13 protein-coding genes and 1 other annotated feature are annotated in these 13,238 nt (G+C 47.8%); of the genes, 11 read left to right on the forward strand and 2 right to left on the reverse strand.

Annotation, left to right across the window (positions count from 1 at the left end; genetic code table 11):
* Positions 1 to 38: 38 nt before the first annotated feature.
* Complete coding sequence (locus H8710_RS01970; protein ID WP_249293721.1) at positions 39 to 578, reverse strand: biotin transporter BioY; 540 nt, start codon at positions 576 to 578, stop codon at positions 39 to 41.
* A gap of 141 nt (positions 579 to 719) precedes the next feature.
* Positions 720 to 957: a binding site (T-box leader), on the forward strand.
* Between the two features lie 80 nt (positions 958 to 1,037).
* Here H8710_RS01970 and tyrS point away from each other — a divergent pair.
* From tyrS to thrC, 9 genes are all read left to right on the forward strand, one after another.
* The gene (gene tyrS / locus H8710_RS01975; RefSeq protein ID WP_249293722.1) at positions 1,038 to 2,249 is read left to right on the forward strand and encodes a tyrosine--tRNA ligase; all 1,212 of its coding nucleotides are present in this window, start codon (positions 1,038 to 1,040) and stop codon (positions 2,247 to 2,249) included.
* 169 nt (positions 2,250 to 2,418) lie between these two features.
* Entirely contained in the window at positions 2,419 to 3,324 is a 906-nt protein-coding gene (locus H8710_RS01980; RefSeq protein WP_346727080.1) for a diaminopimelate dehydrogenase, read from the forward strand.
* 303 nt (positions 3,325 to 3,627) lie between these two features.
* Positions 3,628 to 3,972 carry a 50S ribosomal protein L19 gene (rplS, locus tag H8710_RS01985; RefSeq protein WP_249293724.1) on the forward strand — a complete coding sequence of 115 codons (345 nt, stop codon included), beginning with the start codon at positions 3,628 to 3,630 and terminating at the stop codon, positions 3,970 to 3,972.
* 84 nt (positions 3,973 to 4,056) lie between these two features.
* Complete coding sequence (gene lepB / locus H8710_RS01990; protein WP_249293725.1) at positions 4,057 to 4,968, forward strand: signal peptidase I; 912 nt, start codon at positions 4,057 to 4,059, stop codon at positions 4,966 to 4,968.
* Positions 4,969 to 5,094: 126 nt separating this feature from the next.
* Positions 5,095 to 5,697, forward strand: a complete 603-nt coding sequence (lepB, locus tag H8710_RS01995; RefSeq protein ID WP_249293727.1) for a signal peptidase I — start codon at positions 5,095 to 5,097, stop codon at positions 5,695 to 5,697.
* Between the two features lie 60 nt (positions 5,698 to 5,757).
* Positions 5,758 to 6,624, forward strand: a complete 867-nt coding sequence (ylqF, locus tag H8710_RS02000) for a ribosome biogenesis GTPase YlqF (RefSeq protein WP_249293728.1) — start codon at positions 5,758 to 5,760, stop codon at positions 6,622 to 6,624.
* A gap of 79 nt (positions 6,625 to 6,703) precedes the next feature.
* Positions 6,704 to 7,666 carry a ribonuclease HII gene (gene rnhB / locus H8710_RS13440; protein ID WP_346727081.1) on the forward strand — a complete coding sequence of 321 codons (963 nt, stop codon included), beginning with the start codon at positions 6,704 to 6,706 and terminating at the stop codon, positions 7,664 to 7,666.
* Positions 7,667 to 7,730: 64 nt separating this feature from the next.
* Positions 7,731 to 8,636, forward strand: a complete 906-nt coding sequence (locus H8710_RS02015) for a dipeptidase (RefSeq protein WP_249293730.1) — start codon at positions 7,731 to 7,733, stop codon at positions 8,634 to 8,636.
* A gap of 24 nt (positions 8,637 to 8,660) precedes the next feature.
* Positions 8,661 to 10,151: a threonine synthase gene (thrC, locus tag H8710_RS02020; protein WP_249293732.1), complete on the forward strand. Its 1,491-nt coding sequence runs from the start codon at positions 8,661 to 8,663 to the stop codon at positions 10,149 to 10,151.
* Positions 10,152 to 10,596: 445 nt separating this feature from the next.
* Here thrC and H8710_RS02025 read toward each other — a convergent pair whose 3' ends face one another.
* A complete protein-coding gene (locus tag H8710_RS02025) occupies positions 10,597 to 10,773 on the reverse strand; it encodes a DUF1540 domain-containing protein (RefSeq protein WP_249293734.1) in 177 nt (58 codons plus the stop codon).
* A gap of 171 nt (positions 10,774 to 10,944) precedes the next feature.
* Between H8710_RS02025 and H8710_RS02030 the strand changes: the two genes are divergently transcribed.
* A complete protein-coding gene (locus tag H8710_RS02030) occupies positions 10,945 to 11,622 on the forward strand; it encodes a metallophosphoesterase (protein WP_249293735.1) in 678 nt (225 codons plus the stop codon).
* A 191-nt stretch (positions 11,623 to 11,813) separates the two neighbouring features.
* On the forward strand, positions 11,814 to 13,094 hold the full coding sequence (gene tig, locus H8710_RS02035; RefSeq protein ID WP_249293736.1) for a trigger factor: 1,281 nt from the start codon (positions 11,814 to 11,816) through the stop codon (positions 13,092 to 13,094).
* Positions 13,095 to 13,238 lie beyond the last annotated feature (144 nt).

A 13,238-nucleotide genomic window follows, 5' to 3' on the forward strand; every position in this document is an offset into this window, starting at 1 on the left:
CAAATAAAAACGCGCCGGAATCCGGCGCGTTTTTTGATTCATGCTATTGTCCGTTTAAGAATGGGGCGCAGCTTGAATGACAGCAGGGAAGCGAGTACGATTTTGATAGCGTCTCCGGGCAGGAAGGGAATGACACAGGCGGTGAGCGAAGCGGCCAACCCGGTTTTGGTGACTGCCATGAACCAAACTGTTCCGAAGAGATAGCAGAAAAAGGTACCCGCAATCATGGCGATGATATACCAGTAAAACATGCCGTTAGTTTTTCCAATAATAAGTCCTGCCACCAGCGCAGAAACGATATATCCGATAAGATACCCGCCAGTAGGGCCCATGACGATGCCGAAGCCACCGGTGAATCCGGCGAAAACAGGAATACCGACGGCCCCGATAAAAACATAAACCAACTGGCTCATAGCGGCCGACTGCCAGACAAGAAGTCCGGCAGCTAGATATCCTCCTAGGGTGCCCAGTGTTAATGGAACCGGTGTAAATGGCAGAGGAATGGCGATTTGGGCTAAAACTGCGGTTAAAGCGGCAAGGAGAGCGGTAAAAGCAAGGGTTCGTGTTTTGAATGTCATGTGGACCTTCCTTTCTTGTGTTAACTTTAATTTTTTTTCAGTTAACATATATTTTATAGTGTAAACATATATCTGTCAATAGGTTAACACAACTTTTTTCACAAGGAGTTGACTTTGCAGAAATTCTATGCTAAGATAAGGGCAATGGCAGTGAAAAGAATCAGTAGTTTCAGAGTAAGCCTTTCAGAGAGCGTTTGGCCGGTGAAAAAACGCAGGCAGCCTGATGCGAATACCTCTTGGAGCCGCGTCCTGAACGATTTTAGTAGGGATAGCCGGGAACGCCCGTTACAGCGTTACAGTATAGTTTCTGTACTGGATGAGGCCGCGGTTGCGAAAGCGCGGTGAACAGAGGTGGTACCACGATTGATTCGTCCTCTATCCCGTTGGGGGTAGAGGGCTTTTTGTTGTATGAGCCTATCTCCCCGCCGGAAAAAATAATTCTGAAAAAGGAGAAGAAAAATGACTGTATTTGAAGAACTCAAACGCAGAGGGCTCATCGCTCAGATGACCCATGAAGACAAAATTGAGGAACTGTTAAACAATGAGAAGGTGACCTTCTACATCGGCTTCGACGCCACCGCCGACAGCCTTCACGTCGGGCACTTTTTGCAGCTGGTGGTCATGAAGCGGCTCCAGATGGCGGGTCACCGGCCCATCGCTCTGTTAGGAACTGGCACTACTTTAGTGGGCGACCCTACTGGCAAAACCGATATGCGTCCCATGCTCACAAAAGAGCAGATTGCCCATAACGCCGAGTGTTTCCGCCGTCAGATGTCCAAGTTCGTGGACTTCTCAGGCGATAATGCCAAAATCGTTAAAAACGGCGATTGGCTATGTGAGTTCAAATATTTGGAATTTTTGCGGGATGTTGGAAAATTTTTCTCAGTCAACAAAATGCTGACAGCGGAGTGCTTTAAGTCCCGCCTGGAAAAAGGTTTAAGCTTTATTGAGTTCAACTATATGATCATGCAGAGCTATGACTTTCTTCATTTGTACCGTACCGAAGGCTGTAAAGTCGAGCTGGGCGGTGACGACCAGTGGAGCAATATTCTGGGAGGTGTGGATTTGGTCCGCCGTGTGGAAGGGGAAGAGGTCTACGGAATGACTTTCACCCTGCTGACCACCAAGGAAGGCAAAAAGATGGGCAAAACCGAGAAGGGCGCTTTGTGGCTCGACCCTGAGAAAACCACCCCCTACGAGTTCTTCCAGTACTGGCGCAACGTGGGCGATGACGACGTCATCAACTGCATGAAGCTCCTAACCTTTGTGCCCATCGAGGAAATAGAATCGATGGAAAACTTGACCGGCGCTGAGCTGAATCCCGTCAAAGAGCGCCTTGCTTTTGAACTGACCCGTATGGTTCACGGTGAGGATGAGGCCCAGAAGGCACTGGAAACCGCCCGTCAGGTATTTTCTTCCGCCGCCAATTCCGAAGATATGCCTACGACCGTTTTGACTGAAGATGACTTTGAAAATGGAGAAATCGGTATTTTGGCGTTGCTTGTCAAATGCGGATTGGCTCCATCCAACGGAGAGGCGAGACGTCTTGTCCAGCAGGGCGGCATCTCGGTGGACGGCGAAAAAGTCGCCGACCCGAAATACATGGTAAAGATAGACGATTTTGTCGTCATCAAAAAAGGCAAAAAGGTGTTCCACAAGGCTTCCAAGTAACGCCATATAGTAAAACCGTCGGCAAGACTCATACGCTTGCCGGCGGTTTTTCTTTCCTCCGAGAACACAAGTAAACTTTTTTTGACGGATATTGACGATATGGCCTGATTTAGAGTATAATGAACCCCAGTTGGGCTTATTATCGCCCTTTTACATTTTGACAAAAGGAATGATGAAGATGATTAAAGCGGCAATCATTGGTTACGGAAACATCGGCAGATACGTGCTGGAGGCGCTCGAGGCCTGTGGTGACATAGAATGCGTCGGCGTTGTGAGAAGAAACGCGGATGAGGCACAGCCTATTGAGCTTGGTGGCTATGAGGTGGTTGACCATGTGACAAAGCTTTCCCAGAAACCCGATGTGGCGATTTTGGCAACTCCCACCCGTTCGGTGGAAAAATTTGCTTTGGAATGCCTCGAAAACGGCATCAACACAGTGGACAGCTTTGACATTCATACCAAAATTTGGGATTTGCATGAGACTTTGGACAAAGCTGCCAAAGAACACGGCCGCGTGTCCATCATTTCCGCCGGTTGGGACCCTGGATCTGATTCTGTCGTCCGCACTATGATGCAGGCCTGCGCTCCCAAGGGCCTCACCTATACAAACTTTGGCCCCGGCATGAGCATGGGTCATACCGTCGCTGTAAAGGCGGTGGAAGGCGTCAAGGAAGCTCTTTCTATGACTATCCCTCTGGGGACCTCTATTCATCGCAGAATGGTTTACATCGAGTTGAAAGAAGGCTATGATTTTAACGAAGTCGCTGCGAAAATCAAAGCGGATGCCTATTTTGTAAACGACGAAACTCACGTCATTCAAGTGGACAGCGTCGCCGATGTGCTGGATATGGGCCACGGCGTCAACTTGACTCGGAAGGGCGTTTCCGGCAAGACCCCCAATCAACTTTTCGAGTTCAACATGAAGATCAACAATCCCGCTTTGACCGGCCAGGTGCTTGTTGCGGTTGCCCGTGCTTCCATGAAGCAGGCGCCTGGTGCCTATACCATGATTGAGATTCCGGTTATCGATTTGTTGGAAGGCGATAAAGAGAACATTGTCCGCCATTTGGTATAAAAGAAATTTGCCGCCTTCCGACTTAGGATTTTTGATAAGGCTCAGCAAAGAAATAAACTTTTGGGCCCTAGAGAAAATTATTTTTAGCAAAGTTGCCGAATTGCATCATGAGAGGAGATTTTTCGCGGAAAATCCCTGAAATCTCTTGCATTTTTGCAGATGCTATGGTAATATATATAAGATATTGTTCCGCTTGGGGATTATTGACTCAAGTGGGGATTAATGTTTAACATTAAAGCGGGCAGTCCTCTGCACAGGCTTAAGCCTTGGATGCACGAATGTCTGAAAACTAGGAGGAAAACAATGGACGCACTAAAATTGATCAGCCAGTCCAGCATGAAGGCCGACAGCCCTAAGCTGCAGGTTGGCGACTACGTCAGAGTTTCTGTTAAAATTCGCGAGGGAGACAAAGAAAGACTTCAGGCTTTTGAGGGAACTATTATCTCTATGAAGCATGGAGGTATCTCTGAGACCTTTACGGTGAGACGTATTGCTCACGGTGTTGGCATCGAAAGAGTGTTCCCGGTACATTCTCCCAACGTTGTTACGGTTGACGTTCTCCGTCACGGCCGTGTCAGACGTGCGAAACTCTACTACCTGCGCAACAGAGTCGGTAAGGCTGCTAGAGTCAAAGAGAAAATCGTATAAGCACACGAGGAAAGGGGCGGTAACGTCCCTTTTTCTGCTATATGGGGTACACTTTGGTTGGAAACGGGAAGCGGGTGAGCAAAGTTGGACAATTCAAAAAAACAGGATAATTCGTGGCAGGTAGACGATATTCTCAAGGAATTGGGAATGCTTGACGATGACCTGTACCATCTGCCGCCCACACCTGAGTCGGAGAAAGAAACTCCCCCAAGGATATCGGAAAGGCAAGAGCCAGATGTGGTGACAGCCGGATTGCCGGAAACGCGGGAGGAGGCTGCAAGTTCGCTTGGGGATGACGATAAAACCAAGGTATGGTCGATTCCATCTGCTTCTGCGTATCACCCTACAACTGTGTCCAAAGCCCCAGAAGTCAAAGGCAAAGAGCAGGAACCGTCTATCGCCCCAACGCCGGATTTTCCGCTACAGCAAACGGACAATTCGGATAAACCAGAGGACGAAGAGGAGGAGCTGACCCTCAAGCAGGAGATATTCGAGTGGATCAAAGCTATTGTCATATCTTTTGCGGTGGTTTTTCTCGTTTTTGGCGTCTTAATCAAAGTTGTTACAGTGGATGGCGTTTCCATGGAGCCCACTCTTCACAACAACGACCGGTTGGTGATTTCCAAGCTGTTTTACACACCGGAACAAGGAGATATCGTCGTTCTTTCAAAGGAATCGGGACTCGATAAGGCGCTGATTAAACGGGTGATCGCCACTGGGGGGCAAACGCTGGATATTGGCGAAGACGGCACTGTTTATGTAAATGGACTTCCTCTCGATGAACCCTATATCAAGGAAAAAATTGCCGCCAATATGTATGGACAGCACGATTATCCGGTGGTGGTGCCATCGGGAAAAGTCTTTGTCATGGGAGACAACCGGAATGATTCCACCGACAGCCGGTTTGCTGTTTTGTCTTTTGTGGACGAAAAATATATTATGGGAAGAGTTCTTTTGAGACTCTATCCTCTGAACAAAATCGGTACCGTCAACTGATAGGAGCAAAAATTAGAAAAATAAGTTTTTCAAATTTTCGGTTTCGTAGCTTGCCGGTCTTTTGACCGTCATTTCGGCTGTGCCGATACTGGCACGAACTCCAAATAATCCTATCCCCGGAAAGGAATGGCTATATTAATGGAAGAATTCAACAAAATTTCCGAAGAGAACCTGCCGGAGAAGCCCTCCGGCGCCAAGACTGTAAACTGGAAAAGAGAAGTGTGGGATTGGGCCAAATCCCTACTTTGGGCAGTGCTTATCGTGGCGGTGGTCTTCGGCTTTATCATCAAGCCGGTGGAGGTTAAAGGCTTTTCTATGGAGCCCACTCTCAACAATCAGGATCGGCTCATCGTCTATAAGCTCATGTACACTCCCAAGGCGGGCGATGTAGTAATTCTGGACGAGAACACTGGTCTGGATGAAGCATTGGTCAAACGGGTTATTGCTACTGAAGGCCAAACGGTAAGCATCGATGATCAGGGTTATGTCAAAGTAGACGGCGTCTATATCGACGAACCTTATATCGCTGAGCCTATTGCAGAGGACCGCCGCGGCGACCACGAATACCCAGTGGAAGTGCCTGACGACTGTGTTTTCGTCATGGGCGACAATCGGAACCACTCTACAGACAGCCGGTCTTTGCAGGTGAGCTTTGTCCCCATAGACGACGTGGTGGGCAAAGTAGTGTTTCGGATCCTGCCGCTCAATAAAATCGGCGTCATTCATTAGTATGACCGGCTGAAAATCACAGATAATAGGAAAGAAATTGGTAAAAGGGAGGGATGTCCTGTGACGGAACAGGCTTCTGTACAGTGGTTTCCGGGCCATATGGCCAAAACCCGGCGGATGATTAAAGATAGTCTTTCTCTGGTCGATATTATCGTTGAACTGCGGGACGCCCGGATTCCTTTGAGTTCCAGTAATCCGGAACTCCATAAATGGGTCGGGGACAAAAAGCGGATGGTGGTCCTCAACAAGTGCGACACCGCCGACCCGAGAATTACCGCTCTATGGCTCAAGTTCTACAAAGAACAGGGAATCACCGCCATCGCAACAGATTCCAAAACAGGCAAAGGTATTCCACAGTTCCTGCCCGCCGTCCGTCAAGAGCTTTCAGAGGTGCTGGAACGCCGCGCCAACAAAGGTATGGCCGGCCGGCCTCTGCGGATGATGGTGGTGGGTATTCCCAACGTGGGTAAATCGTCCTTTATTAACAAGCTGGCACGGGAAAAGCGAGCTAAAGTGGAGGACCGCCCCGGCGTCACCCGTGGAAAACAGTGGGTGACAGTGAGCAGAGACGTGGAGCTTCTCGATATGCCCGGTGTTCTCTGGCCCAAGTTTGAAGATCCGGCGGTGGGGGAAAAACTGGCTTTTACCGGTGCTGTTAAGGATCAGGTACTGGATGTGGAACTGCTCGCTATGCGGCTTTTAGACTGGATGCGTCGGGAATACCCCGAGCAGCTCGCTGAGCGTTATAAAATTACCGATGATGAAACGGCGGATTTAGAGCCCTATGATCTGCTCTGCCTGGTAGGACGGAAGCGGGGAATGCTCATCAGCGGAGGAGAAATCGATACCCTTCGGGCGGCGACCATGGTGTTGGACGAGTACCGGGGCGGAAAATTCGGAAAAATGTCTTTGGAAGTGCCGGAATAGATGCAATGAATCATCGATTTATTTTTTCTGACCTATCAGTTATACATGGTGCAGCACATCCAGGAAGGGGGAGACGAGGTTGACTTTATACGAATATGACGCTTCGCTCGGAATCGCAAATTTTTGCGGCGTGGACGAAGCGGGCCGCGGCCCTTTGGCCGGGGATGTCTACGCGGCAGCGGTCATCCTCGATCCTCAAAACCCAATTGAAGGGCTAAACGACAGCAAAAAGCTCTCCGCCAAAAAGCGGGAAGCCATTTACGGCGAAATCCGTGACAAGGCGGTGGCCTTCTGCGTCGCTACGGCTTCGGTGGAGGAAATTGATAGACTCAACATCCTGCAGGCCACCTTTCTCGCTATGCGGCGGGCGGTGGAAGGGCTTTCTGCTCTCCCCAGCTTCGCCCTCATCGATGGGGATAAAAATCCCAGGGTTTCAGTGCCCAGCCGATGCCTTGTTAAGGGAGACGCCACTTCTGCTTCTATTGCTGCGGCGTCCATTTTAGCCAAGGTAGAACGAGATCGATACATGGAAGAACTGGACCGCAAATACCCCCAGTATCTGTTTGCAAAACACAAAGGTTACGGCACCAAGCTCCACTACGAGATGCTGGATGCATATGGTGCTTCTCCAGTCCACCGGATGACCTTTCTCAAAAAATACTTTGGTAAAAAGGACCTTTGTCCTGCTGTTTCCTCTGGTGCCAAAGGTGAGGGAATCGCTTCCCAATACCTGGTGGAACAAGGATACCGGATTTTGGAGGTCAACTACCATTCCCCTTATGGCGAAATCGATATCATTGCCGCTAAGGGGGACATTCTCGCTTTGGTGGAGGTAAAGACCCGCAGCGGCCGGATGATAGCAGAGCCACGGGAAGCGGTCACCGCTTCAAAGCAGACTAAGCTCCGTCAGACAGCTCTGCTGTACCTTGCGGAACAAGAGGGAAGTTCCTTTCAACCCAGGTTCGATGTGGTGGAAGTGCTGTTGGACGACAAGACCGGCACCCAATTGAAGGTGGAACAAATCGAGAACGCTTTTACATAAGATAATAGAAGCTATGTTCACATACAATAGACAAAGCCTGTGTTTGGGAGAGAGGAAGGATGAGATGATGCGCCATTTTGATCTGCATTGCGATACGCTGAACGAATGCCGGAAATTAAAGGCATCTTTAGTGCAAAATGAATTGAATGTTTCTGTGGAGCGGGGAATGCTGTTTGACCAGTGGGTGCAGACCTTTGCCGCTTTTATCCACGACGACTGCCGTGGCGTAAAGGCTTACCGGCGCTTTCTGGCTCAGGTAAAAGTTTTGCAGAATGCTTTTGCCCAGAGCGGCAAGATCGTTCCCTATGACCCCAAAAATGTTCAGGAAGGCGTCTGTAACGCCATTCTTTCAGTGGAAAACGGGGCGGCATTGGGCGGCAAGCTGGAACGCATCTCGGAATTTCGGGAGCTGGGTGTTCGTATTTTGTCCCTCACCTGGAACGGGGAAAATGAACTGGCCGGTGGTGCCGACAGCGAAATTGGCCTTACCGCTTTAGGCAAACAGGCGGTGAAAGAACTGGAGGCCAACCGGATTGTTATCGACGTATCCCACATGAATAACGCAAGTTTTTGGGAACTTTGCGAGATCGCCGAGCGGCCTTTTATCGCCACTCATTCCAATTGCTTTGATATCTGCCCCCACAAGCGAAATCTGGACGATTTGCAGATTCAGGAAATTATACGCAGGGGAGGGCTTATTGGGATCAATTTCTATCCCATTTTTATCAACGGGGAGAGTGATGCCAGTTTCCAGGAGCTTCGCGGCCACATTCGGCATATCGTCGCCTTGGGCGGCGAGGATGTAATTGCGGTGGGAAGCGATTTTGACGGTGCGGCGGCCCTTTCCCGACTCAACCGAATCGAAAAAATTCCGGACTGGCACCAAAATTTGAACAAACACTTTGACGCCGAATTTGTTGACAAGTTTACCTTCAAAAACGCTCAGCGATTTTTTGAAGAAAATTTATAGGAAAAATAAGAGGAGAGCATGATTATGTACTACTTGAGCACTCGAAATTCAAACTGCAAAGTGACGGCCGCCCAGGCCATCGCACAGGGAATTTCCAGGGAAGGCGGACTTTTTGTGCCAGAGAACCTGCCAAAAATCTCTTTGGACGACATCTCCGCCATGTTGGGAACTTCCTATAATGACAAGGCGAAAACCGTTCTGTCGAAATTCCTAACCGACTTTACGGAGGAAGAGCTGAACTATTGTGTGGACAGCGCCTATACTGACAAAAAGTTTGATACCGCCAATATTTCTGAAATTGCCAAAGTGGGCGAACAAGCATATCTATTAGAGCTGTGGCACGGTCCTACCTGTGCCTTCAAGGATATGGCGCTGCAGCTTCTTCCGTATCTGCTGACCACTTCTGCTAAAAAAACCGCCCCCGACAAGGAGATCGTCGTTTTGGTCGCCACTTCCGGGGACACCGGAAAAGCAGCCCTTGAAGGTTTTAAGGATGTTCCGAAAACCAAAATGTTGGTTTTCTATCCCGAACACGGCGTCAGCAACATGCAGAAACTCCAGATGACCACGCAGGAGGGTTCAAATGTTTCGGTCTGCGCCATTAAAGGAAATTTTGATGATGCCCAGAGCGGTGTGAAAAAGATCTTCACCGACCCCGTTATCGCTGAGGAACTCAAAAAGAACAATCAGATGTTCTCTTCCGCTAACTCCATTAACTGGGGCCGCCTCGTTCCTCAGATCGTCTATTACATAGCGGCCTATGCGACAATGGTGGAGCGGGACGAAATCAAGTTGGGCGACAAGCTTAACGTTTGTGTCCCCACAGGAAATTTCGGTAACATCTTGGCAGCTTACTACGCAAAAAACATGGGGCTTCCCATTGGAAAGCTCATCTGCGCATCGAATAAAAACAAAGTTCTCACCGACTTTATTTCCACCGGCGTCTATGACAAAAACCGTGAGTTTTATGCCACTGCTTCACCGTCTATGGACATCCTGATTTCTTCCAATCTGGAGCGGCTGCTGTATGATCTCTGTGGGAGGGACGACAAGGTGATTTCCGATTGGTTTGCAAAACTTTCCAAAGACGGTAAATACCAAGTCGGAGCTGACGTAAAAGCGAAACTTCAGTCCGATTTCTACGGCGGATTCTGCGATGATGGCGCCACTCGCGAGACCATCGGCGAGACTTTCAAGAAATTCGGATACCTTTGTGATACCCACACCGCCGTTGCTGTAAAGGTCTACAACGATTACTGTGCAAAAACAGGAGACACAACCAAAACCATCATTGCTTCAACAGCTTCTCCTTATAAATTTACTGAAAATGTTTTGAAGAGCATTACCAAGGAACAATTGCCCTCAGATGATTTTGCCCAGGTGGAAATGCTGGAATCTTTGAGTAAGATGACACCTCCTGAGAGCTTGCTGGCATTGAAAAATAAAAAGGTTCGCTTTAATGACAGCATTACCAAAGACCAAATGGTGGATAAAGTCAAAGAAATGCTCCAATAGAAATCCGTTATGCCAATGAAATTATGAATTGCCTTGACGGGTATCTTGGAATCCGATAATAATAAATAGTATCGTTGCGGGCATGAACTGCCCGCAATATGCCTGACGAATCAGGCATATGCAATCCGCGACACGGATTGCAACTATTATTTAACAATTTGGTTTTCCAATAGGCATATGCCTTTTGATACGATTTTTGATGGATTTCCCGCATAAAATGTGGAAAAAAGAAAGCAAATTATAAAAAATAGCTGTTTTACTAGGATAATAGATTGAGATTGTCCGTGCTATTTTTTGTTACAGCCAAGGAAGAAAAAATAGGACAAAAAAAGCGCGCCCTCTTCGGGCGCGTTGGAGAGTTGCAGAAAGCCCCAACGTTTCCTGCGGATATCTCCTCAAAGTTCCATTAATTGCAAGGATCAACCTACCTTAGGTGCGGGAAAAACTATTTTTCCTGCGCGTGGAAGGACTGGCATACTGTATCCTCACAGCTGTGAGCGCTGTGGGGGCCCACCTTGATTTCTCTTGCTGTGCATTCACACTTGTGGTTGTTGTGGATGCAGTTGGTCACATCGCATTTGACACAGGAAATGGTTTCTTTGTGTTTTCCGTATTCAGACATCAGGTTTCCTCCTTTTCAGCGAGGGTTCCGCTGTCACAAAATTTTGGAAAGGTGAATACTTTCCGAAATTATTGTTTGCAGAATCGCAATCAATATGAAAACCAAAATTTATGGAATCATTTGATGAAAAAATAATGGAAAGGCGGTCTGTGGAACAGACCGGGAAGTTGCATGAGTCTCTATACCATCGCCGATTTGCACTTGTCTTTAGGGGTCGATAAGCCCATGGACGTTTTTCCCGGCTGGGAAAACTACCTGGAGCGCCTGACCGAAAACTGGCAGAAAACTGTGAAGCCCGAGGACACTGTCGTCATCGCCGGGGACATTTCCTGGGGACTCGTCATGGAGGAAAGCCGGGCAGATTTCGAATATCTCCACAAACTAAATGGAACAAAAATCATTTTGAAGGGCAACCACGACTACTGGTTCACTACTAAAACCAAGGTTGAAAAGGCGCTGTCCGACTGGGGATGCCACTCAATTAGGATTTTGTTTAACAATGCCTATGAATATGGAGACTACGCTCTCTGCGGCACACGCGGCTGGATGAACGACCAAAATGATAAAAAAATTCTTTTGCGGGAATGCGGACGGCTTCGGCTGTCGTTGGACGCTGGCAAAAAGCTTCAAAAAGAACCCATTGTCTTTCTCCATTATCCGCCGGTGTACGGAAATGGAGAATGCTACGAAATACTGGAAATTCTTCATGAATATGGCATCAAACAGGTGTATTACGGCCATATTCATGGATATTCTTCGGGATACGCCATTAATGGGGAACGAATCGGCATTGATTTCAGATTAGTATCCTGCGATTATTTGCAATTTTGCCCAAAAAAAATTGTCTAAATTGTAAAAATCGGTAAAAGCGTTTTGAAAAACTAGCATTGTAAGGCAATCTATGGTATAATGTCACCATTGTGCACTGTGCGATTGCGGTTCGTCTGTGCCGCCAAAATCAAAAAAAGTACAGCCATTGCGGCAGTATGATTTTAAAAGCCGCACTTTCGGGATGACGGCTAAATTTAGGAGGATGTCACATGAGTTTAGTATCCAAAAATAACGTTGCCACCAATAAATTTGAATTGGAAGTCCACGTTCCGGCAGAGGAATTTGAGAAAGCCTGCCAAAGTGCTTACCTGAAGCGCGTGAAAAAAATTGAGGTGCCCGGTTTCCGCAAGGGCAAAGCCCCCCGTAAAACCATTGAGAAACTTTACGGTGAGGGTATCTTTTTTGAGGATGCCATCAACGCCGTTTACCCCAGTGCTTTGGAAGCAGCTGTAGAGGAAGCAGGACTTGAGCTCGTCGCCCGTCCCATGGTGGATGTGACCGATGTTTCCAAAGAGGATGGCTTTAAGTTTAAAGCCGTCTGCGTTGTCAAACCGGAAGTTTCTGTCAAAGATTATAAAGGCATTAAGGTGTCCAAAGAGGTTAAAGAAGTCACTGATGAGGATATCGATAAAGAAATTGACCGTTTGAGAAACCGTAATGCAAGAACCATTTCTGTCTCTGATCGTGCTGCTCAGAACGACGATGTTGTTGTCATCGACTTCGACGGTTCTGTAGACGGCGTTCCCTTTGACGGCGGCAAAGCAGAAAAATTTGAGCTGACTCTGGGTTCCGGCCAGTTTATCCCGGGCTTTGAGGATCAGATTGTTGGTCACAATGTGGGGGACGAGTTTGACGTGAATGTTAAATTCCCCGAGGATTACCACGCGGAAGAGCTCAAGGGTAAGGATTCTGTTTTTAAGGTGAAGATCCATGAAATCAATGCCAAAGAGCTTCCCGAGGTTGACGATGAGTTTGCAAAAGATGTCAGTGAGTTTGATACCCTCGCTGAAATGAAGGACGACATTAAAAACAAACTTGCTGAGCAGAACGAAAAGACCGCAACTACCGAGTTTGAGAACAAGCTGATCGACCAGGTCATCGCCAATATGGAAGGTGAAATTCCAGAAGAGATGTACGAAAGCAGAATCGACGAGATGGTTCGTGACTTTGACTACCGTTTGAGAAGCCAGGGCATGGACATCAACGTATACCTGCAGTACACTGGCATGGATATGGATGCATTCCGCCTGACCTTTAAGGAACAGGCTGAGAAACAGGTTAAGATTCGTCTGGCTTTGGAAAAAGTCGTCGAGCTGGAAAAAATTGAGACCACTGCCGAGGATTTAGAGAAAGAATATCAGCGCATTGCAGACTCCTACAACATGGAGCTGGATAAAGTGAAAACCATGCTTCCAGCTGCCGACCTGATGGCTGATGTTGCTGTCAATAAGGCTGTCGACCTGATTAAAGAATCAGCTGTTAAGGCATAATAAATAAGCTTCAGCGAATTTACGGAATAGATGGAATGATTTTCCGAATTGTTCATCTTTTTCGTCTAAACTGAAAATAGGCATATTGGGTTCGGGTGGGGAAGCAGATTCCTCACCCATCCGTTGCTTATGGTCGATTTTGAT

This window comes from Fumia xinanensis, assembly GCF_014384905.1.
GTDB lineage: Bacteria > Bacillota > Clostridia > Oscillospirales > Ruminococcaceae > Fumia > Fumia xinanensis.

What these genes read in the sequence shown, in the direction of transcription:
- rplS (WP_249293724.1), top strand. Translation starts at nt 3,628, where the DNA reads ATGGACGCACTAAAATTGATCAGCCAGTCCAGCATGAAGGCCGACAGC.
- H8710_RS02015 (WP_249293730.1), top strand. Translation starts at nt 7,731, where the DNA reads ATGATGCGCCATTTTGATCTGCATTGCGATACGCTGAACGAATGCCGG.
- H8710_RS01980 (WP_346727080.1), top strand. Translation starts at nt 2,419, where the DNA reads ATGATGAAGATGATTAAAGCGGCAATCATTGGTTACGGAAACATCGGC.
- tyrS (WP_249293722.1), top strand. Translation starts at nt 1,038, where the DNA reads ATGACTGTATTTGAAGAACTCAAACGCAGAGGGCTCATCGCTCAGATG.
- thrC (WP_249293732.1), top strand. Translation starts at nt 8,661, where the DNA reads ATGTACTACTTGAGCACTCGAAATTCAAACTGCAAAGTGACGGCCGCC.
- lepB (WP_249293727.1), top strand. Translation starts at nt 5,095, where the DNA reads ATGGCTATATTAATGGAAGAATTCAACAAAATTTCCGAAGAGAACCTG.
- H8710_RS02030 (WP_249293735.1), top strand. Translation starts at nt 10,945, where the DNA reads ATGAGTCTCTATACCATCGCCGATTTGCACTTGTCTTTAGGGGTCGAT.
- tig (WP_249293736.1), top strand. Translation starts at nt 11,814, where the DNA reads ATGAGTTTAGTATCCAAAAATAACGTTGCCACCAATAAATTTGAATTG.
- H8710_RS01970 (WP_249293721.1), bottom strand. Translation starts at nt 578, where the DNA reads ATGACATTCAAAACACGAACCCTTGCTTTTACCGCTCTCCTTGCCGCT.
- H8710_RS02025 (WP_249293734.1), bottom strand. Translation starts at nt 10,773, where the DNA reads ATGTCTGAATACGGAAAACACAAAGAAACCATTTCCTGTGTCAAATGC.